Raw genomic sequence first — 26,166 nt, 5'->3', positions numbered from 1 at the left:
CGCTCACTCATTGTGCTTGCCATTCGTCTTCTTCCTGATCAATAGCCAAATCCAGCGCCAGCTGACAGGCATTGAGCAGGTTCTGACGCTGCTCCTCATCGGTGAAAATTTCCGTAGGGATCAGGCGGATCAGCCGCTTGATCTCACGAAAGAAATGGATCTGACGCGCAGCGTCCTTGATCCCCAGCGGCACGATCAATCGCTGCACGTCCTGAACACTCGCCCAGCGCTTGTCGACCAGCCCAATCAGCCCTCCCATCAGATCAGAAGGCCCGTATGCCATGACCTCGCTCCCCCGTCACCAGCGCCTGCCACAATGCATTGACCTGATCCGACATACTCGTCAGCACTCGCAGCTTGTGCATGTCGCTCATCACCCGTTCGAGCTTGACCGGGTCGAGCCGGGTTTGCTGGCTGTCGAGGTCGGCGCTCAAGGCTTTCATCAAGAATCCCGCCACACCTTCGAGCATCGAACTGCCGAACCGCGCATTAATGTCGTTCCACGCCGAGCTCAGACCGCGATAGTCCATGACGGCATCGCGATAGGTGTCACGCAGTGACTGGATGTCGCCGACGCCCTGCTCCGCCGCCTCCTTGGCCAAGGGCCCGATCTGCAAGCCCAGCTCGATGGCCTGGCCATGCTCCTGGGCCATTTCCAGCAACGCCTGGTCGATCAGCTCGACCATTGCCCGGGCATCGGTTTTACCGGCCAGTTCCTGGCGTGCATAGGTGAGTGCAACAAACTGGTGACTGACCTCGCGGGAGAACCCCTTGAGATAGGCCTTGAGCTGCGCGAGGTTGCTTAACTGGCTACTGCCGAGGTGCGCAACCAACGCTTCGAGCTTTTGCCGGGCCTCAAGATCAGGAACTTTCTTGAGGTACTCCTCAAGCATCTCGAGGATTTCGCTCAGGCGCGCCTGACCATCACTGACGCTGCGCTTGGCCAGGGATTTTTCCACTCGCTCGGAGAATACGAAGGTCAGCTCTTCCGCCGCGTCGGCCAGCGCCTGGCTGGTGGAGATGTATTGCACGCGCTCGCCCTGGAAACTCCCGACCAGTCGACTATCGCGTGCAATGACCGGCTCAGCCTGTCGATCCGGCACTGACACCGCGGGGATAACGCTCTGAATAATGGCCATACAGGGTACTCACTTGCCGACAACATACGCATGACAGCCATTGTAGGAATTGGACTACGGTCGCCTCTGCCAAAATCGGTCGCTTTTTTTTAGGCATTACACCAACCAATTTCTAAAAACTTGCGACCGGGACTGAAATTACCGGAGCGGGCCTTTATCTATAGTGGTCGCTAGTCCCATACCCAAGTCGACCATGCACCTCTCACTCGAACACATCACCGGCCAGATGCTGCAGGCCATCGATAAATGTCGGCTGATTCAAATCCGCGGCCGGGTCACGCAAGTCACCGGCACACTGCTCAAAGCAGTGGTGCCCGGTGCGCGCATCGGCGAGCTTTGCCAATTGCGCAACCCCGACCACTCGCTGTCACTGATGGCTGAAGTCATTGGTTTCCAGCAACATCAGGCACTCCTGACCCCTCTGGGCGAAATGCTTGGTGTCTCCTCGAACACCGAGGTCAGCCCGACCGGCACCATGCACCAGGTAGGCGTCGGCGATCACTTGCTGGGCCAGGTGCTCGATGGCCTGGGCCAGCCGCTCAATGGCAGCAGCCTGGGTGAGCCCGCGGCGTGGTACCCGGTTTACCGCGATGCGCCCGACCCCATGAGCCGCAAGCTGATCGAGCGACCGATTTCCCTTGGCGTGCGCACCATCGACGGCCTGCTGACTTGCGGCGAAGGACAACGCATGGGGATTTTCGCCGCGGCCGGCGGCGGTAAGAGCACTCTGCTGGCGACCTTGATGCGCAGCGCGGACGTCGACGTCATTGTGCTGGCGCTGGTCGGTGAGCGCGGGCGTGAGGTGCGTGAATTCATCGAGTCTGATCTCGGCGAGCAAGGCCTCAAACGCTCGGTACTGGTAGTCGCCACCTCTGACCGACCGGCAATGGAGCGCGCCAAGGCCGGCTTTGTTGCCACCACGATTGCCGAGTACTTTCGCGACCAGGGTAAACGCGTGCTGCTGCTGATGGACTCCGTTACCCGGTTTGCCAGGGCCCAGCGCGAAATCGGCCTTGCCGCTGGCGAGCCGCCGACTCGGCGCGGCTTTCCACCTTCGGTATTCGCAGCCCTGCCCCGGCTGATGGAGCGAGCCGGTCAGTCTGATAAAGGCTCCATCACCGCGCTGTACACCGTGCTAGTCGAAGGTGACGACATGACTGAGCCAGTAGCGGACGAAACCCGCTCGATTCTCGATGGGCACATCATCCTGTCGCGCAAGCTGGCTGCATCCAACCATTACCCGGCCATCGATGTACTGCGCTCGGTGAGCCGAGTCATGAACCAGATAGTGACCCCTGAGCATCGCAACGCCGCCAACCAGTTGCGCGAGTGGCTGGCCCGATACGAAGAAGTCGAGTTATTGCTCAAGATTGGCGAATACCAGAAAGGTCAGGATCCGGTCGCCGATCGGGCCATCGAAAAAATGGACGCCATTCGTGCCTGGCTGCGCCAAGGCACCCATGAACCCAGTGACCTGCCCGATTGCCTTGAACAACTGGCGAACCTGACCCGATGACACTCCCCACGTTGTTGCGCATCAAGCGCTTGCGCGTCGAGCGTGCGGAACAGGCATTGCAGCGCCAGGAGTTGCGCGTCGGCGAGGCGCAGCGCCTCCATCAAACGACACTGGCCGATCACAAACAATACCGGCAGTGGCGCCAGGCACAAGAAACCCGCTTGTTCGAGCAGTGCAAGGCACAACCCATCAACCGCAAAACACTGGAGCAATGGCAGCAGCAGGTTGCCCGCTTGCGAGAAAAGGAAGCCGCACTGGAACAGACCATCGCCGAACATGCGCAAACCCTGGCCCAGGAACGCGAACGCCTTCGCCTGAGCAGGCGCCAGTTGCAGGAAGCTCAGCAGCAAGTCGCAAAATTCAACGAGCTGAACGCTCACGCCCTCGCTGAGGAGTTGATGCTGCTTGAGTTCAAAGAAGAACAAGAACTCGAAGAGTTCCGTCGCACCGAGGCCGCCTCATGAGCAGAATTTCCCCACCCGATATGCCACAAGATGTCTTTACACAGTCATCGCTCCCGGCACGCGTAGTCTCGGACAAAAATTGCCAGGCCGAATTCGAACGGGCGCTGGGCAGCAGACCCGATGTGCTAGAGCTACGCCTTATCGACGCTTCGCGTAAGTTCGGTAACCGCGCACCCGGCAAAACGCTTCAGGACAATTGCAGTCCGCTGGATGAGGACGCCAGAAAAGCTGAACCTGCCAATACCAAGGAACGCGAGACCATCCCTGATCTGCCACCGAAACCCGACACGCCGGGCGAGCAGGCCTCGAATGAGGAGAACGGCGAACACCGTGAGCCTGACCAGGCATCCATGCTGCAGTCTCCCATAGCGATTGCCACGCCGTGTTCCACAGAAACTACCCAGCCGTCTCACACGATGACTACCCCACCGTCTTCCACAGTGACTATCACGCCGTCTGCCACAGCGATTACCACCCCGCCTGTGTCAGCGACCGAACGACCTTTGACGGCTACAAACCACCGTGACAACCCCACAGCGCCTATGAAGAGCCCGGAGCAAAATCTGTCCGCAGCACCGAATATTCCTGCAAATGGAGCACCCGTCCAAACACCTGCAGATCAACAAAACCCCTCGGGCGAACAAGATGAACAGGCGCATTTCGATTTGGCGGAAGAAGACCCCAAGCTCGCCTCAGGCACCCACCAGACCCCGGGCGACAAACTGCTGGCACGCTTGCTCAAGACCACTGAGCAACCGTCGTTCAGCAGGGACCTCGACAAACTGGCGCAAATGCTGCAGGTGCACATCCAGGCTGGCGAGTCCCGCAATGGCAGCAGTACGCGGCTTCAGGTAAATCTGGCACAACTGGGCCAGGTCGATGTTCAGCTCAACCACTCACGCGGGGAATTGCATGTCGAAATACATGCCAGCCCCGGCAGCCTGCTGCAACTGCAACTCGCCCGTGGCGACCTGATGGAACGCTTGCAACGCCTGCATCCGGGCCAGCCGATCCAGTTGACTTTTGCTCAACAGCAACATGGAGGTGATCAGGGCTCACGACAACGCAGGCATGTGTATGACGAGTGGGAGCAGGAGCCATGAGCAGCCTGACGCTTCCTCGGGCCGCCCCCCGGGAACTGGCCCTGCAACAAAAACTCAGTCGTTGCCGCAGCCGCTATCCACTCGCGCAGGGGGAGGCCCGACTGGCGATCCTTGTGCCACCCGACTCGCTGGATGTACGACTGAGCCTCCACTGGCAAGGTTTGCTGTTGCATTGGCGATGCCACAGCGCCCCCCTGGCCGCGTGGCTTGAACCCCACCTGCAAGAAGCGGCGCTCAGCAGCCTGCCATTGCCACTGCAATTGGCGTTGCTGGAGCTGGAAAGCGTCGTTTTGCCAGGGCTCACCTGGAAGAGCATACAACCGTGCACCGACGCCCCCGATACCGGCACGCCCACACTGGCATTGACCCTGACACGCGGTGCACAACGCCTGGTTGTGTGGCTGGAGAGTGACCCAAGCGCGGTACTTGCATTCGTGCCCGCCCGCCCGCTCGCAGAGCTGAGCGCGGTTATGTTGAGGCTTTCGCTGCAATGGGGGCCGATCAGTCTACTCCCCGCGCAACTGCACTCATTGGCTACGGGGGACCTGCTCTTGCTGCCTGCACGCCACGACGCTACGAGCCCTTTGCTCGGTGTCGTCGAAGATCGCCCCTGGGCGCACTTTCGCCACCATGAATCTCAACTGGAACTGCTTGCCATGCACAATGATGCGCCCCTCCAAACCCCCAATGACCTGACCCATCTTGATCAACTGCCAGTTCAGGTCAGCTTCGAAGTCGGTCGTCAGACGCTCGATCTGCACAGCCTCGCTACCCTCCAACCGGGGTCCCTGATCGACCTCGCCGCGCCACTCGACGGCGAAGTGCGGATCCTGGTCAACCATCGCTGCGTGGGAACGGGTGAGCTGGTGAGTATTCAGGATCGCCTTGGTGTTCGTGTCAACCGCCTGCTGCAGGATCTGCCCGCATGATTCAATTGCCTGACGAACTCAGTCTGATCTTTGGATTGGCGCTGCTGGCATTGCTACCATTCATTGCGGTCATGGCCACCTCATTTATCAAGATGACGGTGGTCTTCTCACTGCTTCGCAACGCGCTGGGCGTACAACAGATTCCACCGAACATGGCAATGTATGGCCTGGCAATCATCTTGAGCCTGTACGTGATGGCACCTGTCGGTTTCGCGACTCGCGACTATCTGCGCACCCACGATGTCAGCCTGAGCAACAGCCAGTCGGTGGAACAGTTCCTCGATGAGGGCATGGAGCCTTATCGGTCCTTTCTGAAGAGACAGATCCAGGCCCGTGAACATGCGTTCTTCGTCGACAGTACACGCCAGGTCTGGCCGAGCGAGTATGCCGATCGACTCGAACCTGACAGTTTGCTCATCTTGCTGCCAGCCTTTACCGTCAGTGAACTGACGCGCGCCTTCGAAATCGGTTTCCTGATTTACCTGCCCTTCATTGCCATTGACCTGATCATTTCCAACATCCTGCTGGCAATGGGGATGATGATGGTTTCACCGATGACCATTTCCTTGCCGTTCAAACTGTTGTTGTTTGTCCTGCTGGACGGCTGGGCGCGGTTGACCCACGGCCTTGTCATCAGTTACGGAGGCTGAGAGTGAACAACGCAGAAATCCTCCATTTCACCAGCCAGAGCCTGTGGCTGGTCCTGATTCTGTCCATGCCTACCGTGCTCATGGCTGCCGCCGTCGGCACGCTGGTGTCACTGGTGCAAGCACTGACCCAAATTCAGGAGCAGACCCTGGGCTTTGTCGCCAAGCTGATCGCCGTTGTCATTACCCTGTTTGCCACGGCTGGATGGATGGGTAACGAACTCTACGCGTTTGCCGAATTGACCCTGCTCAAGATTCCACTCGTGCGATGAGCATTCAGGATCTGCAACAACTCCTGCTGGCATACACCCTGCTGCTGCCCAGAATCATCAGTTGTTTTGTGGTCATGCCAATTCTGAGCAAACAAATGCTCGGGGGTGGCCTGGTTCGTAACGGCGTGGCCTGTTCGCTCGCATTGTTTGCCTACCCAACAGTCGCCGGCACGCTGCCAATGACACTTAACGGCATAGACCTGGCCATGCTGATCGGCAAGGAAGTGTTGCTCGGCCTGCTGATCGGGTTTGTCGCCACGATCCCGTTCTGGGCCATCGAGGCCACCGGTTTCATCATTGACAACCAGCGCGGCGCCTCCATCGCCTCTACGCTCAACCCGACATTGGGCAGCCAGACCAGCCCCACCGGCTTGTTGTTGACACAAACCATGATCACCCTGTTTTTCACCGGTGGCGCGTTTCTGACGTTGATCGGGGCACTGTTCCAGAGCTACGTCAGCTGGCCGGTCGCAACCTTCTTTCCCTACATCGGCAGCCAGTGGGTGGACTTTTTCTACGCCCAGTTCTCGCAACTGCTACGCCTGTGCCTGTTGTTGGCGGCGCCGCTGCTGATCGCCATGTTCCTGGCCGAGTTCGGCCTGGCCCTGATCAGTCGTTTTGCCCCGTCCTTGAATGTGTTCATCCTCGCCATGCCGATCAAAAGTATCGTCGCCAGTCTGTTGTTGGTGATTTACCTGAACGTGTTGATGGCGCACGCCTATGACAGCTTGCTGATCGCCATCGACCCGCTCCGTCATCTACGCCCAGTACTGGAAACGCCATGAGCGCCGAAAAAAGTGAACAGCCCACGCCGAAGAAGCTCCGCGATGCGCGAACCAAGGGCCAGGTGGTCAAAAGCAAGGAAGTGGTGTCCACAGTACTGATTCTGGCTCTGATTGCCACGCTCGCCAGCTTCAGCGATTACTACATGGAGCACCTCGGGCAACTGATGCTGATGCCCGAGTTGTACCTCAACCTGCCGTTTGGGCTGGCCTTGCAGTTAATGGTGGAAAACCTGTTCCAGGAAATGGTCTACCTCTGCCTGCCATTTCTGGTCGTTGCCGCATTGGCAGTCATCGCCGCACACCTGTTGCAGTACGGCTTTCTGTTCAGCGGCGAGTCGATCATGCCCGACCTGAAAAAGATCAATCCGATAGAGGGCGCCAAAAAGATCTTCTCGATTCGCAGCCTTGTCGACTTCCTCAAGTCGCTCATCAAGGTGACCCTGTTGTCGGTGCTGGTCTGGACAACCCTGGCCGGCAACCTGGACACCCTGATCAGACTGCCCGCCTGCGGACTGAGCTGCATTGCACCGGTGATCGGTTTATTGCTTGGGCAGTTGATGCTGATTTGCGGCGTGGGGTTTGTGGTGATCTCGGCGCTCGACTATGCCTTCGAGCGCTACGAGCACAACAAACAGTTGCGCATGAGCAAGGATGAAATCAAGCGCGAATACAAAGAGATGGAAGGCAGCCCAGAGATCAAAAGCAAACGACGGCAGTTTCACCAGGAGTTGCAGTCAAGCAACCTGCGCGCAGACGTCAAGCGCTCCTCGGTGATTGTCGCCAACCCCACCCACATCGCAATTGGCCTTCGCTACGTGAAGGGCGAGACGCCCTTGCCCGTCGTCACCTTGAAACACACCGAGGCCCTGGCCTTGCAAGTGCGCCGTATTGCCGAGGAAGAAGGCATCCCGGTGTTGCAGCGTGTCCCCTTGGCTCGGGCGTTGTATCAGGATGGCCATGTCGACCAGTACATTCCCGCCGACCTGATTCAAACCACCGCCGAGGTTCTGCGCTGGCTCGACAGCCAGCAACAGATACCACCGTCAGCGCTGTAGCGTTGTCGCCGGCAAGTCGGCGCCCTGGGAAACTTTCAGAAGCCTACGGTCGCCGATACCAGCCACGTACGCGGCGTAGACAGGGTCAAGCCTGGCGCGCTGTCGCTGGAGGTCGCAGCCGATGCCCAATACGTGGTATCCAACACGTTCTCCACGGTGGCCCGCAGGGTTACGGGATTGTCCTTGACCTTGAAGGTGTAGCGCGCGCCCAGGTCATAGCGTTCCCAATTGTCGATCTTCTGTTGGTTGGCGGCATCCAGGTACTGCGCACCGGTATGGATCGCGCGGGCGGTCAGGGTCAGGCCTTGCAGGCGTGGGATATCCCATTCGGCGCCCAGATTGACGTTGGCAATCGGCGCGCCAGTACCGCGCTTGCCGTCCGTGAGCCCCTGGGCAGTCTTGGTCTGCTCGCTGTCGAGCAGCATCACCCCGCCAAGCAGGCGTACGCCCGATACAGGCTCGCCAAACACATTCAATTCCACACCCTGGTTACGCAACTCACCATTGGGTTTGAAGAAGCCCTGGGTGTCGATACCGTAGGACGGTTGCTTGATCCGGAACAGGCTGGCAGTCATGCCAAAGCTGCCCATGTCGTATTTGGCACCCACTTCCACCTGCTTGCTCTTGGTCGGCGGGAAGATCGCGTTTTCGTTGCGCACCCCGCTGGAAGGCGCGGTTTCGCCCTGGCTCAGACCTTCCATGTAGTTGGTGTACAGGGACAACTGATCAGTCACCTTGACCACCAGGCCGAGGGCCGGCGATGTGGCTTGCTCGTCGTACTCAGGCTGGTCTTTTACACCATTGCTCCATGACGTCACCTGGACCTTTTGCAGGCGTGCGCCCAAGGTCAACAGCACGCGTTCATCGAAAAAGCTGAGGGTGTCAGCCAGCGCCAGGCTGGTGAAGCGGTTCTCGGTGTGGGTGCTGGTATCCCAGCGCACGGCCTTGCCTGGACGGGGCAAGACCACCGGGTTGTAGAGGTTGCTCTTGCCCGGTGTGTAGCGCTCGCCGGCGTTGTCGAAATCCATATTGAACTGATTGAGGCTGACGTTGAGGGTGTGCCCCACCGGGCCGGTATCGAACCAGCTGCGAGCGCCGACGGTGACGGTCTTCACGTCTTCGTCACGGCGAAAACTGCGCGGCACCACGGTGAAGTCGCCATTGCTCTGGGTCGCCTGCACACCATGACGCAGGAAGTCATAGTTGCCTTTGCGTGCACCGGCAGCGGCGTAGACCATCAACGAATCGCTGATATCAAACTCACCGCGTACGGCACCAAAGGTGTCCTTGGTATGGGAGTAAGTCCAGGACTGGGCGAAATTGTCGCGGATATCCCGGGCCTTGGGCATCACGCTGCCCCTGGCGACTTCCACGCGCTCCTGGGGGGCATCGGCGGTGCGTTCCTGGCGACCAAGGTCAAGGGACAGGCGCACCCGCTCCTTGCGATAGTCGAGCCCGATCACCGTCATTTCCCGGTCAACCTCCTGGTGATCCCACTCGGTATCGCCGGACTGCTTCACCCCATTGAAGCGCACGCCAAACTGCTGCTCGTCGCCAAAGCGCCGACCGATATCCACCGCACCACCAAACTGCCCGGCCGAGGCGTAGCTACCGGTGAACTCGGTGAGCGGTATCTGCGCAGCGCGCTTGGGCTCGATATTGATCCCGCCGCCAACACTGCCCCTAGGTGCAATACCGCCAAGCAAGGCACCGGGGCCCTTGAGGATATCGACGCGCTCGACCATTTCCATGTCGATGGCGTAGGTCGGCAACACGCCATACAGGCCGCCGTAGGACACGTCGCTATTGAACAGGCTGAAGCCGCGCACCGAAAACTGCTCGAAACGCCCGCCGGAAGGGTTGGTGATGCGCACCGAGGGGTCACTGGCGACCATTTCGCCAAGGGTCCGGGCCTGGAGGTTTTTCACCGCCTTGGCCGTGTAGGACGTGAGGTTGAAGGGCGTGTCCATAAAGTCGTTATCGCCCAACAGGCCCTGGGCACCTTTGCGCGTGACCTGCTCACCGGCGTAAGTGTCGGCGACAGGTAGGGCCGCAGCCCCCAGGATCGAGGTGGCCGGCAACTGGTAGGCACCGCCCTGTGGCGCGGGGATCAGGGTATAGGCACCTTCCCCCACCGCCAGCAATTGCAGGCCCGAGCCTTGCAGCAGGCGCGCGAAGCCTTCTTCGACGGCAAACTCGCCGGAAATCCCGGCGCTTTGTTGGCCGCCAACCAGGGCCGGGTCTACCGACAGGTTGACCCCGGCCAGCCCGGCAAAGCGCGTCAAGGCACTGCCCAGGCTGCCGGCAGGCACCTGATAACTGCGCCGGGCGGCGTCCTCGGCCCAGCTCACAGGAATAAACAACGGGCTGGCACTCAGGCTCAGCACCAGACTCAGGCGCAGTAACGATGGCGGGACGACGGGCATTAAAAGGCTCTCTGTTTTCGTTCACTTGCCTTGGATGACAGGCGAGCCGAAAAAAAGGGACAGAGAAAAAATGCTGATGTTTGTAGGAGCGAGCTTGCTCGCGAAAAACTTGAGAACGCCGCGATAAACCTGAAGTACTGCGTCATCGTTGACGTCCTTCGCGAGCAAGCTCGCTCCTACCAATGGACCGCCATCAACTGAGGGTTTTACGCGGTGCCAGCGTGACCCAATAACGCGTGCGCAACTGCACCTGCAGCCCATGGGTGGTGGCCAGCAGGCTGAGGATGCGATCGGTGTCGTCCAGGCGGAAACTGCCGGTGACACGCAAGGCTTCCAGGCTCGGGTCCCAGCGCAGGACACCCGGGCGATAGCGATCAAGCTCGCGCAGGAAATCACCCAACAACTGGTTCTGCGCCGTCAACACACCGTCACGCCAGCCCAACTGCAAGATGTCGAAAGGACTCGGTGCAGCAAGCCCCAAGGCTTCTAACCGTGCCTGTTGCCCAGCGTGCATCAAGGTGGTTCGACCGTGCATGTCGAGCACCTGTACCTGGCCCTTGAGCACCGATACCCGACAAGCGTCCGCCAACTGACGCACACAGACCTCGGCCTGGCGGGCAATGACCTGGCCATAACGTGTGTGGACGGTCAGCGCAGTTGCCCCTGGCACGCTCAGTGCCATTTCCCCATCGAGCAGGGTCAGGCGCCGCCGAGCAAGATCCACATCCACCGCGCTGGCGGTGTTCAGTTGCAGGGCGCTGCCATCGGCCAGCGGCAGCTGTTTGCGCTCGCCCGTGGCGGTGTGCAGGTCGGCGCGCCACACGTCGATGGGTAACTGGCGACTGAGCAACCATGCCGCCGGCACCAGTGCTGCCACGCCCAGGGCGCGCTTGAGCACGGCACGCCGACCCGGTTGCGGGCGATCAAGGCTGGCCATGGCCAGGGAGGATGGCAACTCGGCAAAACGCTGGCGCAGCAACTGCGCTTTTTGCCAGGCCTGCTCATGCTGGGGGTGACTGTCGCGCCATTGCTGCAAGCCGGTGTGGTCGCGCTCGCCGGCCGTGCCGGATTCCAGCAGCGCCAGCCATTGCGCCGCCGCCCGCGCCACATCCGGTGCGGTGCCGCTCACAGTTCCACCAGCAGGCAATGTTCATAGGCCTGGGCCATATAGCGTTTGACCGTGCGCTCCGAGACCTTGAGCCGCTCGGCAATCTCCCGGTAGCCCAGGCCTTCGAGCTGGCTCCAGAGAAACGCCCGGCGCACCACCGGCAGTAAGCCGTCGAGCAGTTCATCCAGGGCCTGCAGGGTTTCCAGCAGCAACCAGCGCTGCTCCGGAGAGGGCACGCAGTCTTCGGGCAAGCGTGCCAGGGCATTGAGGTAGGCCTGCTCCAGACTGCGCCGCTGATGAAAGTTGACCAGCAAACGCTTGCCCACCGTCACCAGGTAGGCCCGTGGTTCCTGCAGTTGCGCCACTGGCTGGGCACTGGCCAGCACCCGCAGGAACGTATCCTGGCTCAGGTCGGCGGCATCCCAGGCATTGCCCAGGCGCCGGCGCAACCAGCTTTCCAGCCAACTGCGGTGGTCGCGGTACAAGGTTTTCAGGCTGGGTTCGGAGGTGGTCGTTGGCAATACTGCATCATTCATGGCAAGCGAACCCTGGGCGGCGCGAGTGAGTCTCAAATGAGATTCATTCTATTTAATATCCCTGAGACACACCATGTTCTTTTTGTCAGGTAGACGGGCGGAGGCTGTTAATCAAGCGTCCTGACCTTGCGTCGCAGCAAATCGATAAACAACCCCAACTCCCGGCTCACCGGTTCGCCCTTGCGCAGCAAGATGCCAAATGGCGCAAGCGTCACCTCCAGCTCCACCGGCAACGCCACCACCAGGCCCATTTTCAAGTAATCGCGCAGCGCGCTTTCGGAGAGGACCATGATCGCGTCAGTCAGTTGAATCAACTGCTGCATGGAATACACCGAACTGCATTCGATGATGTCCGCCGGCAGGGGCAAGGCCTGGTGTTGCAACGCTTCATCAAAGCCTATGCGCGCGGGGCTGCTTTGCGGTTGCAGGATCCACGGCCAGTCGCTGACCAGTTCGGCCAACGGCAAGCTTGAGCGCTGCGCCAGCGGGTGCCCGGCATGCACCACCACCAGCAAGCGCTCGTTGCCCAGCGGCTCGAAGCTGTAGTGCTCACTGTCGGTTGCGGCGTTACGCCGAGCGATGGCCAGGTCGATGCGTCCTTGCTCCAGCAGTTGGATCACCTGGTCACTGGTGTCGCCCATGATGCGGATGCGCAGTTGCGGGTTAAGGGATTTGATCTGCGCAATCGAGTCCATCACCAGGTCCGGCGCAGCGCCCATGATGGTACCGATTGCCAGGTAGCCATAACCGCCCTGCTGGCGCGCCATCAGGTCTTCGGCGCAGCGGTCCAGGCCGCTGAGGGCCGATTCGGCAAAGCGGATCAACTCCTTGCCCAGCGCCGTGGGGCGCATGCCACGGGGCAGGCGCTCGAACAGGTCGCAGGCAAACATGTCCTCGATTTCGCGCAGCATGCGGGTGGCCGCCGGTTGCGACATGTTCAAGGCCTGGGAGGCGCGGTGCAGATTCTGACTGGAACTCAAGGCCACCAGCATATGCAAATGCTTGTAGCGCAGGCGGTTGAACAGGCTGCGGGAGATCAGCGGACTACTCATTTTTTTCCTTGTTATCGATACCTTGAGGGTATCGGTTGTAAGCGAGATTCGATTTGTAGCGCATTGCTCGGCCGCCGTACAGTCCGGCCCATAAGAACAAAGCCTTACAAAAGGATTTCGAGATGACCACACTGCCCGCGCCCCTGCTCGCCAAGATTTCCTGGCGACTGCTGCCCTTCCTGCTGCTGATGTACATCATGGCCTTCCTCGACCGCGCCAACGTCGGGTTCGCCAAACAAGCCTTCCAGGCCGACACTGGCCTGAGCGATGCCGCCTTCGCCTTTGGCGCCGGGGTGTTTTTCGTCGGCTATGCGTTGCTGGAAGTGCCAAGCAACCTGATCTTGCATCGCGTCGGCGCCCGTCTGTGGATGTGCCGGATCATGGTCAGTTGGGGCCTGGTTTCAGCGGCAATGGTGTTTGCCCACAACGAAACCAGCTTCTACATCCTGCGCTTTCTGCTGGGCGTGGCCGAAGCCGGGTTCTTCCCCGGCGTGATTCTTTACCTCACCTATTGGTTTCCCCAGGCCGCGCGTGGCAAGGCCATGGGCTTCTTCTACTTTGGCGCCCCCCTGGCCTTTATTTTCGGTAGCCCGCTGTCTGGCCTGCTCCTGGAAATGGACGGCTTCGTCGGCCTGCATGGCTGGCAATGGCTGTTCGCCGTGGAAGGCCTGATGGCTTCGGCAGTAGGCATCTGGGCTTATTGGTACCTGGACAATCGCCCCGCCGACGCCAAGTGGCTGAGCCTTGAAGAGCGCCGCCAGATCCAGGACCTGCTCGATGCCGAAGACCAGCACAAAGGCTCCCATGGCCGCAGCCTGCTCAGCGTGCTGTGCCAGCCGTCGGTGCTGTATCTGTGCCTGGTCTACCTGCTGATCCAGGCCAGTGTCTACGGCGTGGTGTTTTACCTGCCAACCCAGGTCGGTGGCCTGCTCGGCACCAAGGTCGGGCTGATGGTCGGGCTGGTCTCGGCGATTCCCTGGGTGTGCGCGCTGTTCGCCGCGTGGTGGATCCCCGGTTATTCCGACCGCAGCGGCGAGCGCCGGCGCACTGCTTCCTTGACCCTGTTGATGGCCGCCGCCGGCATCGCCTGCTCGGTCACCTTCGCCAACCCGTGGCTGGGCATGCTCGCCCTGTGCTTCGCCGCCTCCGGTTTCATCGCCGTGCAGCCAGTGTTCTGGACCTTTCCCTCCAGCTACCTGGCGGGCAGCGCGGCGGCGGCCGGCATCGCCTTGATCAACTCCTTTGGCGCACTCGGCGGGTTCATCGCGCCGGTCCTGAAAAACTGGGCGGAAAACGCCTTCCACTCCCCGGCAGCCGGCCTGTACCTGCTGTCCGCCACCACGGTACTGGCTGCGTTGCTGGTGCTGGGTATCCATTCTCCCGGCCAAAAAGCGTCGAACACGCCGGCCACTGTTTAACTCCAGGAGTTACACCATGGGCAACATCACCATCAAACACGTGCGCGCTTTTGTCTTGCGTGGCGGCGGCGCGGATTATCACGACCAGCCCGACGGCCACTGGATCGACGACCATATTTCCACGCCCATGAGCAAATACCCCGAGTACCGCCAGAGCCGCCGCAGCTTCGGGATCAATGTGCTCGGCACCCTGGTGGTAGAGATTGAAGCCAGCGACGGCACCGTCGGTTTTGCCGTCACCACCGGAGGCGAGCCTGCTGCCTATATCGTCGAGAAACACTTGGCGCGCTTCCTTGAAGGTGCACGAGTCACCGATATCGAGAAGATCTGGGACCAGATGTACCAGTCCACCCTGTATTACGGGCGCAAGGGTTTGGTGATCAACACCATTTCCGGCGTGGACCTGGCGCTGTGGGACCTGCTCGGCAAGATCCGCCAGGAACCGGTGCACCAATTGCTCGGCGGTGCGGTGCGCGATGAATTGCAGTTCTACGCTACCGGCGCGCGCCCGGACCTGGCGCAGAAGATGGGTTTTATCGGCGGCAAGATGCCCCTGCACCACGGCCCCGCCGAAGGTGAAGAAGGATTGCGCAAGAACCTTGAAGAGCTGGCGACCATGCGTGAACGGGTCGGCCCGGACTTCTGGCTGATGCTCGACTGCTGGATGAGCCTGGACCTCAACTACGCCACCAAACTGGCGATTGGCGCCCATGAACACGGCTTGAAATGGATTGAAGAAGCACTGTCCCCCGATGATTACTGGGGTTACGCAGCCCTGCGCAACAACGTACCCAAAGGCATGCTGGTCACCACCGGCGAACACGAAGCCACTCGCTGGGGTTTCCGTATGCTCCTGGAAATGGGCTGCTGCGACATTATCCAGCCGGATGTCGGCTGGTGCGGCGGCTTGACCGAACTGGTGAAAATCTCCGCCCTGGCCGATGCGCACAACGCCATGGTGGTGCCACATGGCTCCTCGGTCTACAGCTACCACTTCGTCGCCACCCGGCAGAACAGCCCGTTTGCCGAATTCCTGATGATGGCGCCCAAGGCCGACGAAGTGGTGCCGATGTTCCACCCGCAACTGCTGGGCGAGCCGGTGCCGGTCAATGGTCGCATGCGCCTGTCAGTGCTGGACAAGCCAGGCTTCGGCGTGGACCTGAACCCCGATTGCCAACTGCATCGTCCGTATAACCGCTAAGGAGTCTCGCCATGCAAATGCCTCATAACGCGTTCAAGGCCGGCCTGCGCCAGGGCGCCAGCCAATACGGGATCTGGGCCGGCTTCGCCACCGGCTACGCTGCGGAAATCGTCGCCAGCACCGGTTACGACTGGATGTTGATCGACGGCGAGCACGCACCCAATACCGTGCCCAGTGTGCTCAACCAATTGCAGGCGGTAGCGCCCTATAGCACCGCGCCCGTGGTACGCGCGGTCAACGGCGATGCCAACCTGATCAAGCAACTGCTGGATATCGGCGCGCAGACCCTGATGATCCCCATGGTCGAAACCGCCGAGCAGGCCCAGGCCCTGGTGCGCGCCATGCGTTATCCACCCCATGGCATCCGTGGCGTGGGTGGCGGCCTGACCCGCGCCACGCGCTGGGATGGCGTGGACAACTATCTCAATACGGCCCATCAAGAGCTGTGCCTGATCGTGCAGGTGGAGTCGCGCCTGGGTGTGGACAACGTCGAGGCCATCGCTGCCGTCGAAGGGGTGGACGCGGTCTTTATCGGCCCCGCCGACCTGTCCATCGGCCTCGGCCATGCGGGCAACCCCAGCCACCCCGAAGTGCAGGAGCGTATCCAGCACGCGGTCAACGCCACCCTCGCGGCGGGCAAGGCTTGCGGCATCCTCGCGCCCAATGAAGAAGATGCACGCCGCTACCAGGCCTGGGGCTGCCGCTTCATTGCGGTGGCGATCGATATCAGCCTGCTACGCCAGAGCGCCCTGAGCACCCTTGCCCGCTACCGCCCTGCTGCCGACGCGAAAGCGCCGTCGCGCACTTACTGAGGAGCCTGCCATGTCATCCGTTCCGGTTTACCAGAACTTTATCAACGGCCGCTTCACCCCAAGCAGCGCCCATATCGACGTGCTCAACCCGGCCACCGGTGCGCTGCTGTCCAAGGTGCCGGCCGCCACCGCCGAGGATGTCGACCAGGCCCTGGCCGCCGCCCGTGCCGCGCAACAGGGCTGGGCACGCAAGCCGGCCATCGAGCGCGCCGGGCACTTGCGCCGGATCGCCGCCAAACTGCGGGAAAACGTCGCCCACCTGGCTCGCACCATTACCCTGGAACAGGGCAAGATCAGCAGCCTGGCTGAGGTTGAAGTCAACTTCACCGCCGACTACCTCGACTACATGGCCGAATGGGCGCGCCGCATTGAAGGCGAAATCATCACCAGCGACCGGCCCAACGAAAACATCTTCCTGTTCCGCAAGCCCCTGGGCGTGGTGGCCGGGATCCTGCCGTGGAATTTCCCGTTCTTCCTCATCGCACGCAAGATGGCCCCGGCGCTGTTGACCGGCAACACCATCGTGATCAAGCCCAGCGAAGAAACGCCGAACAACTGCTTTGAATTCGCCCGCCTGGTGGCCGAGACCGACCTGCCGGCCGGGGTGTTCAACGTGGTCTGCGGCGACGGCCAGGTCGGCGCGGCCCTCACCGCCCACAAGGGCGTGGACATGATCAGCTTCACCGGCAGTGTCGCGACCGGCTCGCGGATCATGACCGCGGCGGCACCAAATATCACCAAGCTCAACCTGGAACTGGGCGGCAAGGCGCCGGCGATTGTCCTGGCCGATGCCGACCTTGCGCTGGCGGTCAAGGCCATTCGTGATTCGCGGATCATCAACAGCGGCCAAGTGTGCAACTGCGCCGAGCGGGTGTATGTGCAACGCAGCGTCGCCGACCAGTTTATCGAGCGCATCAGCGCGGCGATGGCCGCCACCCGCTACGGCGACCCACTGGCCCAGGCCGATGTAGAGATGGGCCCGCTGATCAACCGCCAGGGCCTGGACAGCGTCAACCGCAAGGTGCGCACCGCCCTCGCCCAGGGCGCAACCCTGGTCACGGGCGGGCAGATTGCCGACCTCGGCGCAGGCTTTCACTTCCAGCCCACGGTATTGGCCGGTGGTCGCGCCGACATGGATATCATGCGCGAAGAAATTTTCGGCCCGGTGCTGCCAATCCAGATTATCGACGACCTCGACGAAGCCATCGCCCTGGCCAACGACTGCGACTATGGCCTGACCTCCTCGATCTATACCCGCGACCTGAGCAAGGCCATGCATGCGGTGCGCGAGCTGGACTTTGGCGAAACCTACGTCAACCGCGAGAACTTCGAGGCGATGCAGGGCTTCCATGCCGGCGTGCGCAAGTCCGGAATCGGCGGTGCCGATGGCAAGCACGGCCTGTACGAGTACACCCATACCCACGTGGTGTACCTGCAGGGCTGAAGTGGTGCAACGGGCGCTGGCACGCGAGTGCCGGCCCTTACAACAACCCTGCCAACAAGGATTGCGCAATGAGCATTGCCAACCTCTACAACGGACCGATCATCGACAGCCACCTGCACCTGTTCGACCCACACCGCCCCCAGGGCATCCCGTGGCCCGAACCGGGCAACCACCTGTATGCCGCGCATTTACCCCAGGATTACTGGGCACTGGCAGCCGAACACCAGGTGATCGGCGCGATTGCCGTAGAAGCCAGCCCCTGGCGCGACGACAACCATTGGTTGCTGGAAACCCTGCGCAGCGATGCGCGCATGCTCGGTTTTGTCGGCAATCTCGACCCGTTGCACCCGCAGTTTGCCGTCGACCTTGCAGCGCTCGCCTACGAACCGCTGTTCCTTGGGCTGCGCTACGGCAACCTGTGGCAGCGTGATTTGCTGGAGGACCAAACGCGCCCCGGGTTTATCGACGGCCTGCGCCAGCTCTCCGATTGCGGCCGCTGCCTGGACAGCGCCAACCCCGACCCACGGTTGGTCAAGGGCCTGCTGCACCTGAGCGATGCCCTGCCCGAGTTGCGCATCATTGTCGATCACCTGCCCAACGCCCAGGTCCCTGCGGGCCTGGAAGCGGCCTACCACGCCGACCTGTTGCGCCTGGCTGAACGGCCCAATGTGTTCGCCAAGCTGGCAGAAATCCCACAGCACGGACCTGCCGGTTTGATCGTCGACACCGCGTTCTACAACGACCGCCTGGCCGTGCTGTGGGAGGCCTTTGGCGAAGACCGCTGCTTCTTTGGCAGCGACTGGCCCAACAGCGATCACCTCGCCGATTTCGCCGCCACCCTGGGCCTGGTCAAACGCTGCATGGCTGATCAGCCACAGGCCGTCCAGGACAAATTCTTCCTGCATAACGCCGTGCGCATCTACAGCCCGACACTGCCCCCTGGAGGCCTCTGATGCCGACCCGTGCCTTTCGCATGAACCTCAACCCCGGCATGGCCGCCGAGTACCGCCGGCGCCATGCACAGATCTGGCCGGAACTGGCCCAGGCCCTGCGCGATGCCGGCGTGCTGGACTATCGGATCTTCCTCGACGAGTCCACCCATGCGCTGTTCGCGGTGTTGACCCATACAGACAAGCATGGCCTGGATGCCCTGCCCGGCACCGCGCTGATGCAACGCTGGTGGCAGTACATGCAAGACATCATGCCCAGCCACCCGGATAACTCGCCGGTCAGCGTGGATCTTGAACCGATGTTCAGCCTCACGCCCGACTGAGCCATTGGCCCCTTCACCACAACAATAAAAAGGATTCGAACACGTGGAAATCATTCTCCTCGGTGTGATTCTGCATTTCATCGGTGGCTTCGCCTCCGGCAGTTTCTACATCCCCTACAAAAAGGTCGGTGGCTGGGCCTGGGAAAGCTACTGGATCACCGGCGGCCTGGTGTCATGGTTGATCGTACCGTTGATTGCCGCGCAACTGACCGTGCCCGGCTGGATCGAGATCCTGCGCAACGCCGACACCAGCACCCTGCTCTGGACCTATCTGTTCGGTGTGCTGTGGGGTATTGGCGGGCTGACGTTCGGCCTGACCATGCGTTACCTGGGGCTGTCCCTGGGTATGTCGCTGATCATGGGCCTGACCTCGGCCCTTGGCGCCTTGATGCCAGCCTTGTACCGCGACCTGTTCACCCACGAGACAGAGGGCACCCTGACTTCGATGCTTGCTTCACAAGGCGGGCATTGGGTGCTGTGGGGTGTGGCGGTGTCGCTGATCGGTATCGCGGTGTGCGGCAAGGCCGGGTTGATCAAGGAACGGGAAGTGTCCCAGGCAGTGAAGTTCGCCAGCGTCAGCGAGTTTGCCCTGGGCAAGGGCATGCTAGTGGCGGTGATTTCCGGGGTGTTGAGCGCGTGCTTCAGCTACGGCATTTCCGCCGGGCGCCCACTGGCCGCAGCAGCGGTGGAACATGGCGCCAACAGCCTGTTCCAGAACAATGTGACGTTCATGGTGATCATGTGGGGCGGCCTGACCACCAACGGTATCTGGTGCCTGTGGCTGAACTGGCGCAACCGCACGTTCCATAACTACACCGACCGCAGCACCCCGCTGTTGCGCAATTACCTGCTGGTGGCGTGCGCCGGGACCCTGTGGTTCCTACAATTTTTCTTCTACGGCATGGGCGAAAGCCGCCTGCAGAACGACGCCAGTTCGTGGGTGCTGCACATGTCCTTCATCATCATTGTGTCCAATTGCTGGGGCCTGTATTTGCGCGAATGGCACGGCACCAGCGCGGCCAACAAAGGCGTGCTGATGGCCGGGATCGCGGTGATCCTCGGCGCCATCGCGATGGTTGGCTACGGTAATTACCTCGGCTGAGGCCGCAATGCTTTTTGGTAGGAGCGAGCTTGCTCGCGAAGAACCTGAGGGCGCCGCGTTTAGCCGCTAAGCCCGCGTTATCGTTGACGTTTTTCGCGAGCAAGCTCGCTCCTACAACAGCGTTACATTTTTTTCAGGAGATTTCCCATGTTGCTAGCAGATAAAACCGTGATCATCACCGGCGCCTCCCGTGGCATCGGCCGCGCCGCCGCCCGCGAATGTGCGCGCCAGGGCGCCCGCGTGGTGATCGGCCATAGCGCCAGCGAGCAAGGCACCCAAGCCGCTCTGTCGTTGATCGAAGAGATCCGCGCCTTCGGCGGCCAGGCCATTGAAGTGGGTGGCGATGCCGCCGACCCGGACACCGGCGACACGTTGGTGGCCGCTGCGGTCAAGGCCTTTGGCAGTGTCGATGTGTTCGTCAATAACGCCGGTATCTGCCCGTTCCACTCGTTCCTCGACATGCCGCGCGAGGTGTACCTGAAGACGGTCAATACCAACCTCAATGGCGCGTACTTCGCCGTGCAGGCAGCCGCCAACCAGATGAAGAACCAGGGCCGTGGCGGTGCAATCATTGCCGTCAGTTCCATCAGCGCCCTGGTGGGCGGCGGCATGCAGACCCACTACACGCCGACCAAGGCCGGCCTGCATTCGTTGATGCAGTCCTGCGCCATCGCCCTGGGGCCGTATGGCATTCGCTGCAACTCGGTATTGCCGGGGACCATCGCCACCGACATCAACAAGGAAGACCTGGCTGACGAGGAAAAACTCGCCTACATGACCTCGCGCACACCCCTGGGCCGTTTGGGCGAACCGGACGACGTCGCCGGGCCGATCGTGTTCCTGGCCTCGGACATGGCGCGCTATGTAACCGGCGCGTCGTTGCTGGTGGACGGCGGGTTGTTCGTCAACTTGCAGTAACTCCGCCCGCCCACACGCCACTGATCCAGTGTGGGAGCGGGCTTGCTCGCTCCCACAAGGGGTCTCTGTGTGCCTGAAATTTGTGCTTTACCCCTGATAAAAACAATAAGACCCAAGGAGCACCCATGCGCATCAACCTCCCCCTGGCCCTGCTGTGCAGCACGGTTTCCACCTGCACCCTGAGCGCCGGCCTGCTCGCCCCCAACTCCCCCGCCATGCTCGGCGACTGGAACGGCCTACGCCCGCAACTTGCCGAGCAAGGCTATGACTTCACCCTCAAATACGTCGGCGAAGTGGGCTCCAACCTCGGCGGCGGCTACGACTCCCATATGACCGCCCGCTGGAGCGATCAGTTGATCCTCGGCGTAACCATGGACCTGCAAAAACTCTGGGGCTGGCAGGATGCGAGCTTTCGCATCGGTATCGGCGAACGCCATGGCAAAGACATCACCAACGACCGCGTGCATCACCCCGACGCCACCGGCCTGACGTCTACCATGGAAGTGTTCGGCGGCGGCAATGCCTGGCGCCTGTCGCAGTTCTGGTACGAGCAGAAGTTCTTCGAGCGCAAGCTGGCCGTGAAACTGGGGCGCTTCGGCCATGGTGAAGACTTTGACCAGTTCCCTTGCGAGTTCCAGAACGTCACCCTGTGCGGCTCCCAGGAGGGCAACTGGAATGGCGTGTGGAACAGTTTCCCCATCAGCCAGTGGGCGGTGCGCGCCAAGTATCAGTTCACCGATGAGTTCGCAATGCAGGTGGGGGCCTATGACAAAAACCCTGGAAACGCCGAGGCGAGCAATGGCTTCAAGCCGTTTATCAGTGGCTCCCAAGGCACCAGTTTCCCCATCGAAGCCATCTGGAAGGGACGGATCGGCGGACTGAGTTCGGAGTACCACGCCGGTTACTACTACGCCAATGCCGACACCAAGGACATGCTCAAGGACGCCGACGGCAACTATGCGGCCAACAGCCAGAAACCCTACCGGATGTATTCGAGCAATGCCGGCTGGTGGTTGTCGGGCCAACAGCAACTGACCACGGTCGATGGCAACAACAAACGTGGGCTTAACGTGTTTGCCAACCTGACCATGAACGATCCAGACAAGAGCGTGATCAAGAGCCTGATCCAAGTGGGCATGATCTACCGGGGGCCCTTCGACGTACGGCCGGATGACACCTTTGGCATCGGTGCATCGAAGTTGCAGGTCAGCGACCGCTACACCGACAACACCCGGGCGCTAAACGCGCGCAATGGTGTGGCTGGCATGGATGATCCGCTGTATGTACCTGAGCAACGGCGCGAATACAGCTACGAGATCAACTACGGCGTACAGGCCACAAAATGGCTGATGGTGCGGCCCAACCTGCAATACGTGAAATACCCCGGTGGCCTAACTCAAACCAGTGGCGCAGTGGTGGGCGGCGTGCAGTTTATTGCGGACTTCTGAGCCCGCTCAGAACGTGGTGCCCGGCCAGCGGTGCTCAAGCATTTTGCGCTCCGCTGGCAGGCCTCTCCAGGTTGGGGGAATTCGGACCATCAACGCATTGCCACAATCGTTCCCACCAATACCACCGGCCACGCCAACATCGCCGCACGCCATCCCCAGGGCGCGTGCCGCAGTTCCATAAACCCATCGGCAATCACCCAGGCCTTGGCCACCGCTGCCAACACCACCACCCACCACCATCCCGCAGCGCCGGACATGACGGTGCCCACACTCAGCAGCACCAGTGCGGCCCAACACGCCAGCAGCCTCACAACACGTACACCAACGGAAACAGCACGACCCACACCAGATCCACCATATGCCAATACAACGCCCCGGACTCAAACCCCGACTGACGCCCCGGACCATAGGCCCGCTGCCAGCAGCGCAACGCCAGCCACGCCAGAATCAGCATGCCCAACAGCACATGCAAAAAATGAAATCCGGTCAAAATCCAGTACAGGGTAAAGAATGTGCTGTGCTCCAGGCCCAGCCCGGCAGCGGCCAGGTGTCCGTACTCGCTGAGTTTGATCCACACATAGACAAGCGCCACCAACAACCCCAGCACTAACAACCCGGCCGCCCACCGCGAGCGGCCGGCAAGTACCTGTTGCTGCGCCAACGCCGCCAGCAGTCCTGCGGTCAGCAGGCTCAAGGTCATCGCCAGGCCAGTGGAGGTGTCCAGCTGTGCGCGGCCCTCGGCAAAGGCCTCGGGTCGTAGCGCCTGGGTCACAGCAAAGGCAAGGATCAGAATCGCAAACACCGAGAGTTCGGCGAGGATAAAGAACCACATCGCCAGGTCACCCGGTAGGCGCCGCTCAACTGAAATGAACATCGACCACGTCCATCAGGGCCGCGACGGTTTGCGGGTCATCGCTCAGCGCTTCTGCCAGGCAAGCCATGCAGGCTTCGCGCGGGGGCATGCCGGCGGCAATCAGACGGGCGGTGAAGATCAGCAAGCGGGTGGATGCCACTTCTTCCAGGTCATGCTGGTCAAGCCGGCGCAAGGCTTGCCCCAGGCGCACCACCTGGGCCGCCAAAGCGCTATCCACCTGGGCTTCGCGGGCGACGATGCGCTCTTCTTCCACTGTTGATGGATAACCAAAGCGCATCGCCACAAAACGCTGGCGGGTGCTGGGTTTCATGCCCTTGAGCAGGTTCTGGTAACCGGGGTTGTAGGACACCACCAACATGAACGACGGCGGCGCCTTGAGGACTTCGCCGGTGCGCTCCAGGAACAACTCGCGACGGTCATCGGCCACCGGGTGCAGGACCACGGCAGTGTCCTGCCGTGCCTCGACCACTTCATCCAGGTAGCAAATGCCCCCTTCACGCACCGCCCGGGTCAACGGGCCATCCTGCCACCAGGTGCCCTGGGCGCCGATCAGGTGGCGGCCAATCAGGTCGGCGGCGCTGAGGTCGTCGTGGCAGGCCACGGTGTACAGCGGCAATTGCAGACGGTGGGCCATGTGCTGGACGAAACGGGTCTTGCCGCAACCGGTGGGGCCCTTGATCAGCACCGGCATGCGGTGGCGCCAGGCGTTTTCGAACAACTCGTGTTCGTTGTTGACGGCTTGGTAGAAGGGTTCAGTCATGGCACACCTTGCATGGACAGCGGGTTTGACCGCCACGCTACGGGGGCCTGCGACAACCTGGCAAGCCGTACTCAAGGCAAACTTGATCGCCGTCAAGCGGTCATTCACCCACCCCGACATAGTCTCTGCTGGCACTAAGAACCTGCGCTCTACCCGGATCGCAAAGGTCTTGCCTGAGGAGATATGGAATGCTGACTCGCAACAAAACACCCTTCGTACTGACGCTGGCCAGGCTCAGCTGCGCGCTGGCCCTGGCCCTCTCAACCCAGGCCTTCGCGGCTGCACCCGCACCGGCTACAGCCATGGTCAAGAGCCCCGGCGCGCCCGACTTGAGCCAAGCCGAGTTCGATGCCTCGAAGCAGATCTACTTTGAGCGCTGTGCCGGTTGCCACGGTGTGTTGCGCAAGGGCGCCACCGGCAAGCCGCTGACCCCGGACATCACCCAGGCCCGGGGCCAGGCGTATCTGGAGGCCTTGATCACCTATGGCTCCCCCGCCGGCATGCCAAACTGGGGCACCTCCAATGCGCTGACCAAGGCGCAGATCACCAGCATAGCGACCTTCATCCAGCACACTGCGCCAACGCCGCCGGAATGGGGCATGGCCGAGACCCTCAAGACCTGGAAGGTACTGGTCAAGCCCGAAGACCGTCCGAAGAAGCAACTGAACACGCTCAACCTGGAAAACCTGTTCTCCGTCACCCTGCGTGACGACGGCAAAATCGCCCTGATCGACGGCGACAGCAAGAAAATCGTCAAGCTCATCGACACCGGCTACGCCGTGCATATCTCGCGGATTTCCGCTTCGGGCCGCTACCTGCTGGTGATCGGCCGTGACGCCAAGATCGACATGATCGACCTGTGGCCCGCCGAGCCGACCAAAGTCGCCGAGATCAAGGTGGGCATCGAGGCCCGCTCGGTCGAGACCTCCAAGTTCAAGGGCTATGAAGACAAGTACGCGATCGCCGGTTCCTACTGGCCGCCGCAGTTCACCATCATGGACGGCGAAACCCTGGAGCCCAAGCAGATCGTGTCCACCCGTGGCATGACCGTGGACAAGCAGGAGTACCACCCGGAGCCGCGTGTGGCGGCGATCATTGCTTCCCACGAATGGCCAGAGTTCATCGTCAACGTCAAGGAAACCGGCAAGGTCATGCTGGTCAACTACCAGGACATCAAGAACCTCACCATCACCACCATCGACGCCGCACCGTTCCTGCATGACGGTGGCTGGGACAGCACCCACCGTTATTTCATGACGGCAGCGAACAACTCCAACAAGGTCGCGGTAATCGACTCCAAGGAGCGCAAGCTCACCGCCTTGGTGGATGTGGGCAAAACCCCGCACCCCGGCCGTGGCGCCAACTTTGTACACCCGCAATACGGTCCGGTGTGGGCCACCAGTCACTTGGGTGACGGCGGTATTTCGGTGATTGGCACCGACCCGGTCAAGCATCCGCAGTACGCCTGGAAGCAAGTGGAATCGCTCAACGGCCAGGGCGGTGGCTCGCTGTTTATCAAGACCCACCCCAACTCGCGGCACCTGTACGTCGACACCACCCTCAACCCCGACACCAAGCTCAGCCAGTCGGTAGCCGTGTTCAACATCGACAAGCTCGACGCCGGCTACACCGTGCTGCCGATTGCCCAGTGGTCGGGCATCAAGCAAGGCGCCCTGCGCGTGGTGCAGCCGGAATACAACAAGGCCGGCGATGAAGTGTGGTTCTCGGTGTGGAACGGCCAGGAAGAGGAATCCGCGCTGGTGGTGGTCGATGACAAGACCCTCAAGCTCAAGAACGTGATCAAGGACAAGCGCCTGATTACCCCGACCGGCAAGTTCAATGTCTACAACACCCAATTCGACATTTATTGAGCTTCATCAACAA

The 26,166-nt window shown here is 61.2% G+C and carries 27 protein-coding genes; 18 read left to right on the top strand and 9 right to left on the bottom strand.

The window, feature by feature from the left end; genetic code table 11:
• Nucleotides 1–7: 7 nt before the first annotated feature.
• Both FJD34_RS00720 and sctW read right to left on the bottom strand, forming a co-directional pair.
• The gene (locus FJD34_RS00720) at nucleotides 8–283 is read right to left on the bottom strand and encodes a TyeA family type III secretion system gatekeeper subunit (protein ID WP_090291222.1); all 276 of its coding nucleotides are present in this window, start codon (nucleotides 281–283) and stop codon (nucleotides 8–10) included.
• A complete protein-coding gene (gene sctW / locus FJD34_RS00715; protein ID WP_090291223.1) occupies nucleotides 264–1,139 on the bottom strand; it encodes a type III secretion system gatekeeper subunit SctW in 876 nt (291 codons plus the stop codon). Before sctW ends, FJD34_RS00720 begins: the two co-directional genes overlap by 20 nt.
• 193 nt (nucleotides 1,140–1,332) lie before the next feature.
• Between sctW and sctN the strand changes: the two genes are divergently transcribed.
• The 8 genes from sctN to sctU are packed head-to-tail and all read left to right on the top strand — an operon-like array spanning nucleotide 1,333 to nucleotide 7,910.
• Nucleotides 1,333–2,655, top strand: a complete 1,323-nt coding sequence (gene sctN / locus FJD34_RS00710; protein ID WP_090291224.1) for a type III secretion system ATPase SctN — start codon at nucleotides 1,333–1,335, stop codon at nucleotides 2,653–2,655.
• The gene (gene sctO / locus FJD34_RS00705) at nucleotides 2,652–3,119 is read left to right on the top strand and encodes a type III secretion system stalk subunit SctO (RefSeq protein WP_090291225.1); all 468 of its coding nucleotides are present in this window, start codon (nucleotides 2,652–2,654) and stop codon (nucleotides 3,117–3,119) included. The genes sctN and sctO overlap by 4 nt, the downstream gene beginning before the upstream one ends.
• The gene (locus FJD34_RS28000; protein ID WP_170233095.1) at nucleotides 3,116–4,222 is read left to right on the top strand and encodes a type III secretion system needle length determinant; all 1,107 of its coding nucleotides are present in this window, start codon (nucleotides 3,116–3,118) and stop codon (nucleotides 4,220–4,222) included. The genes sctO and FJD34_RS28000 overlap by 4 nt, the downstream gene beginning before the upstream one ends.
• Nucleotides 4,219–5,151, top strand: coding sequence for a type III secretion system cytoplasmic ring protein SctQ (sctQ, locus tag FJD34_RS00695; protein WP_090291228.1), 933 nt, complete (start codon nucleotides 4,219–4,221; stop codon nucleotides 5,149–5,151). The genes FJD34_RS28000 and sctQ overlap by 4 nt, the downstream gene beginning before the upstream one ends.
• Nucleotides 5,148–5,801, top strand: coding sequence for a type III secretion system export apparatus subunit SctR (gene sctR, locus FJD34_RS00690; protein ID WP_090291229.1), 654 nt, complete (start codon nucleotides 5,148–5,150; stop codon nucleotides 5,799–5,801). Before sctQ ends, sctR begins: the two co-directional genes overlap by 4 nt.
• Before the next feature lie 2 nt (nucleotides 5,802–5,803).
• A complete protein-coding gene (gene sctS, locus FJD34_RS00685) occupies nucleotides 5,804–6,070 on the top strand; it encodes a type III secretion system export apparatus subunit SctS (protein ID WP_076963264.1) in 267 nt (88 codons plus the stop codon).
• A complete protein-coding gene (gene sctT / locus FJD34_RS00680; RefSeq protein WP_076963265.1) occupies nucleotides 6,067–6,855 on the top strand; it encodes a type III secretion system export apparatus subunit SctT in 789 nt (262 codons plus the stop codon). Before sctS ends, sctT begins: the two co-directional genes overlap by 4 nt.
• Entirely contained in the window at nucleotides 6,852–7,910 is a 1,059-nt protein-coding gene (gene sctU / locus FJD34_RS00675; protein ID WP_090291230.1) for a type III secretion system export apparatus subunit SctU, read from the top strand. The genes sctT and sctU overlap by 4 nt, the downstream gene beginning before the upstream one ends.
• A 35-nt stretch (nucleotides 7,911–7,945) precedes the next feature.
• On the opposite strand, the gene FJD34_RS00670 is transcribed toward sctU, so the two are convergent.
• From FJD34_RS00670 to FJD34_RS00655, 4 genes are all read right to left on the bottom strand, one after another.
• Entirely contained in the window at nucleotides 7,946–10,336 is a 2,391-nt protein-coding gene (locus tag FJD34_RS00670) for a TonB-dependent receptor (protein ID WP_032861275.1), read from the bottom strand.
• 193 nt (nucleotides 10,337–10,529) lie between these two features.
• Complete coding sequence (locus tag FJD34_RS00665; RefSeq protein ID WP_065943093.1) at nucleotides 10,530–11,465, bottom strand: FecR domain-containing protein; 936 nt, start codon at nucleotides 11,463–11,465, stop codon at nucleotides 10,530–10,532.
• Nucleotides 11,462–11,980: a sigma-70 family RNA polymerase sigma factor gene (locus FJD34_RS00660; protein WP_032861279.1), complete on the bottom strand. Its 519-nt coding sequence runs from the start codon at nucleotides 11,978–11,980 to the stop codon at nucleotides 11,462–11,464. The genes FJD34_RS00665 and FJD34_RS00660 overlap by 4 nt, the downstream gene beginning before the upstream one ends.
• Nucleotides 11,981–12,087: 107 nt before the next feature.
• Nucleotides 12,088–13,032 carry a LysR family transcriptional regulator gene (locus tag FJD34_RS00655; protein ID WP_090291231.1) on the bottom strand — a complete coding sequence of 315 codons (945 nt, stop codon included), beginning with the start codon at nucleotides 13,030–13,032 and terminating at the stop codon, nucleotides 12,088–12,090.
• A gap of 122 nt (nucleotides 13,033–13,154) precedes the next feature.
• Between FJD34_RS00655 and FJD34_RS00650 the strand changes: the two genes are divergently transcribed.
• The 9 genes from FJD34_RS00650 to FJD34_RS00605 all read left to right on the top strand — a co-directional run bounded on the left by FJD34_RS00650 (nucleotide 13,155) and on the right by FJD34_RS00605 (nucleotide 22,648).
• Nucleotides 13,155–14,450, top strand: coding sequence for an MFS transporter (locus tag FJD34_RS00650; RefSeq protein WP_090291232.1), 1,296 nt, complete (start codon nucleotides 13,155–13,157; stop codon nucleotides 14,448–14,450).
• A 16-nt stretch (nucleotides 14,451–14,466) separates the two neighbouring features.
• A complete protein-coding gene (gene rhmD, locus FJD34_RS00645) occupies nucleotides 14,467–15,651 on the top strand; it encodes an L-rhamnonate dehydratase (RefSeq protein ID WP_032861282.1) in 1,185 nt (394 codons plus the stop codon).
• A gap of 11 nt (nucleotides 15,652–15,662) precedes the next feature.
• Complete coding sequence (locus tag FJD34_RS00640) at nucleotides 15,663–16,463, top strand: aldolase/citrate lyase family protein (RefSeq protein WP_032861283.1); 801 nt, start codon at nucleotides 15,663–15,665, stop codon at nucleotides 16,461–16,463.
• Between the two features lie 10 nt (nucleotides 16,464–16,473).
• Nucleotides 16,474–17,907 carry an aldehyde dehydrogenase gene (gene aldA, locus FJD34_RS00635; protein ID WP_090291233.1) on the top strand — a complete coding sequence of 478 codons (1,434 nt, stop codon included), beginning with the start codon at nucleotides 16,474–16,476 and terminating at the stop codon, nucleotides 17,905–17,907.
• A 68-nt stretch (nucleotides 17,908–17,975) separates the two neighbouring features.
• On the top strand, nucleotides 17,976–18,860 hold the full coding sequence (locus tag FJD34_RS00630; RefSeq protein WP_090291234.1) for an amidohydrolase family protein: 885 nt from the start codon (nucleotides 17,976–17,978) through the stop codon (nucleotides 18,858–18,860).
• Nucleotides 18,860–19,180, top strand: coding sequence for an L-rhamnose mutarotase (rhaM, locus tag FJD34_RS00625; RefSeq protein ID WP_174553283.1), 321 nt, complete (start codon nucleotides 18,860–18,862; stop codon nucleotides 19,178–19,180). The genes FJD34_RS00630 and rhaM overlap by 1 nt, the downstream gene beginning before the upstream one ends.
• A gap of 43 nt (nucleotides 19,181–19,223) precedes the next feature.
• Nucleotides 19,224–20,282, top strand: coding sequence for an L-rhamnose/proton symporter RhaT (rhaT, locus tag FJD34_RS00620; RefSeq protein WP_032861287.1), 1,059 nt, complete (start codon nucleotides 19,224–19,226; stop codon nucleotides 20,280–20,282).
• A 147-nt stretch (nucleotides 20,283–20,429) separates the two neighbouring features.
• A complete protein-coding gene (locus FJD34_RS00610; protein ID WP_032861288.1) occupies nucleotides 20,430–21,200 on the top strand; it encodes an SDR family NAD(P)-dependent oxidoreductase in 771 nt (256 codons plus the stop codon).
• A gap of 125 nt (nucleotides 21,201–21,325) precedes the next feature.
• Nucleotides 21,326–22,648: a carbohydrate porin gene (locus FJD34_RS00605; protein WP_090291235.1), complete on the top strand. Its 1,323-nt coding sequence runs from the start codon at nucleotides 21,326–21,328 to the stop codon at nucleotides 22,646–22,648.
• An 89-nt stretch (nucleotides 22,649–22,737) separates the two neighbouring features.
• On the opposite strand, the gene FJD34_RS00600 is transcribed toward FJD34_RS00605, so the two are convergent.
• The 3 genes from FJD34_RS00600 to FJD34_RS00590 are packed head-to-tail and all read right to left on the bottom strand — an operon-like array spanning nucleotide 22,738 to nucleotide 24,282.
• On the bottom strand, nucleotides 22,738–22,959 hold the full coding sequence (locus tag FJD34_RS00600; RefSeq protein WP_223232677.1) for a cytochrome C oxidase subunit IV family protein: 222 nt from the start codon (nucleotides 22,957–22,959) through the stop codon (nucleotides 22,738–22,740).
• On the bottom strand, nucleotides 22,956–23,522 hold the full coding sequence (locus tag FJD34_RS00595; protein ID WP_032861291.1) for a cytochrome c oxidase subunit 3: 567 nt from the start codon (nucleotides 23,520–23,522) through the stop codon (nucleotides 22,956–22,958). The genes FJD34_RS00600 and FJD34_RS00595 overlap by 4 nt, the downstream gene beginning before the upstream one ends.
• Nucleotides 23,506–24,282: a CbbQ/NirQ/NorQ/GpvN family protein gene (locus tag FJD34_RS00590; RefSeq protein WP_065943098.1), complete on the bottom strand. Its 777-nt coding sequence runs from the start codon at nucleotides 24,280–24,282 to the stop codon at nucleotides 23,506–23,508. Before FJD34_RS00590 ends, FJD34_RS00595 begins: the two co-directional genes overlap by 17 nt.
• Nucleotides 24,283–24,470: 188 nt before the next feature.
• Here FJD34_RS00590 and FJD34_RS00585 point away from each other — a divergent pair, with 188 nt between their 5' ends.
• A complete protein-coding gene (locus FJD34_RS00585; RefSeq protein WP_090291236.1) occupies nucleotides 24,471–26,153 on the top strand; it encodes a nitrite reductase in 1,683 nt (560 codons plus the stop codon).
• Nucleotides 26,154–26,166: the final 13 nt, after the last annotated feature.

This window comes from Pseudomonas brenneri (assembly GCF_007858285.1).
In the GTDB taxonomy this organism is placed as follows: domain Bacteria; phylum Pseudomonadota; class Gammaproteobacteria; order Pseudomonadales; family Pseudomonadaceae; genus Aquipseudomonas; species Aquipseudomonas brenneri.
This window is presented reverse-complemented; position numbering and strand designations above follow the sequence as displayed.

What these genes read in the sequence shown, in the direction of transcription:
- sctR (WP_090291229.1), top strand. Translation starts at nt 5,148, where the DNA reads ATGATTCAATTGCCTGACGAACTCAGTCTGATCTTTGGATTGGCGCTG.
- rhaM (WP_174553283.1), top strand. Translation starts at nt 18,860, where the DNA reads ATGCCGACCCGTGCCTTTCGCATGAACCTCAACCCCGGCATGGCCGCC.
- FJD34_RS00655 (WP_090291231.1), bottom strand. Translation starts at nt 13,032, where the DNA reads ATGAGTAGTCCGCTGATCTCCCGCAGCCTGTTCAACCGCCTGCGCTAC.
- FJD34_RS00720 (WP_090291222.1), bottom strand. Translation starts at nt 283, where the DNA reads ATGGCATACGGGCCTTCTGATCTGATGGGAGGGCTGATTGGGCTGGTC.
- sctQ (WP_090291228.1), top strand. Translation starts at nt 4,219, where the DNA reads ATGAGCAGCCTGACGCTTCCTCGGGCCGCCCCCCGGGAACTGGCCCTG.
- sctN (WP_090291224.1), top strand. Translation starts at nt 1,333, where the DNA reads ATGCACCTCTCACTCGAACACATCACCGGCCAGATGCTGCAGGCCATC.
- FJD34_RS28000 (WP_170233095.1), top strand. Translation starts at nt 3,116, where the DNA reads ATGAGCAGAATTTCCCCACCCGATATGCCACAAGATGTCTTTACACAG.
- FJD34_RS00630 (WP_090291234.1), top strand. Translation starts at nt 17,976, where the DNA reads ATGAGCATTGCCAACCTCTACAACGGACCGATCATCGACAGCCACCTG.
- FJD34_RS00670 (WP_032861275.1), bottom strand. Translation starts at nt 10,336, where the DNA reads ATGCCCGTCGTCCCGCCATCGTTACTGCGCCTGAGTCTGGTGCTGAGC.
- FJD34_RS00590 (WP_065943098.1), bottom strand. Translation starts at nt 24,282, where the DNA reads ATGACTGAACCCTTCTACCAAGCCGTCAACAACGAACACGAGTTGTTC.
- FJD34_RS00650 (WP_090291232.1), top strand. Translation starts at nt 13,155, where the DNA reads ATGACCACACTGCCCGCGCCCCTGCTCGCCAAGATTTCCTGGCGACTG.
- rhmD (WP_032861282.1), top strand. Translation starts at nt 14,467, where the DNA reads ATGGGCAACATCACCATCAAACACGTGCGCGCTTTTGTCTTGCGTGGC.
- FJD34_RS00640 (WP_032861283.1), top strand. Translation starts at nt 15,663, where the DNA reads ATGCAAATGCCTCATAACGCGTTCAAGGCCGGCCTGCGCCAGGGCGCC.
- sctW (WP_090291223.1), bottom strand. Translation starts at nt 1,139, where the DNA reads ATGGCCATTATTCAGAGCGTTATCCCCGCGGTGTCAGTGCCGGATCGA.
- sctU (WP_090291230.1), top strand. Translation starts at nt 6,852, where the DNA reads ATGAGCGCCGAAAAAAGTGAACAGCCCACGCCGAAGAAGCTCCGCGAT.
- FJD34_RS00595 (WP_032861291.1), bottom strand. Translation starts at nt 23,522, where the DNA reads ATGTTCATTTCAGTTGAGCGGCGCCTACCGGGTGACCTGGCGATGTGG.
- FJD34_RS00660 (WP_032861279.1), bottom strand. Translation starts at nt 11,980, where the DNA reads ATGAATGATGCAGTATTGCCAACGACCACCTCCGAACCCAGCCTGAAA.
- FJD34_RS00605 (WP_090291235.1), top strand. Translation starts at nt 21,326, where the DNA reads ATGCGCATCAACCTCCCCCTGGCCCTGCTGTGCAGCACGGTTTCCACC.
- sctO (WP_090291225.1), top strand. Translation starts at nt 2,652, where the DNA reads ATGACACTCCCCACGTTGTTGCGCATCAAGCGCTTGCGCGTCGAGCGT.
- aldA (WP_090291233.1), top strand. Translation starts at nt 16,474, where the DNA reads ATGTCATCCGTTCCGGTTTACCAGAACTTTATCAACGGCCGCTTCACC.
- FJD34_RS00610 (WP_032861288.1), top strand. Translation starts at nt 20,430, where the DNA reads ATGTTGCTAGCAGATAAAACCGTGATCATCACCGGCGCCTCCCGTGGC.
- sctT (WP_076963265.1), top strand. Translation starts at nt 6,067, where the DNA reads ATGAGCATTCAGGATCTGCAACAACTCCTGCTGGCATACACCCTGCTG.
- FJD34_RS00585 (WP_090291236.1), top strand. Translation starts at nt 24,471, where the DNA reads ATGCTGACTCGCAACAAAACACCCTTCGTACTGACGCTGGCCAGGCTC.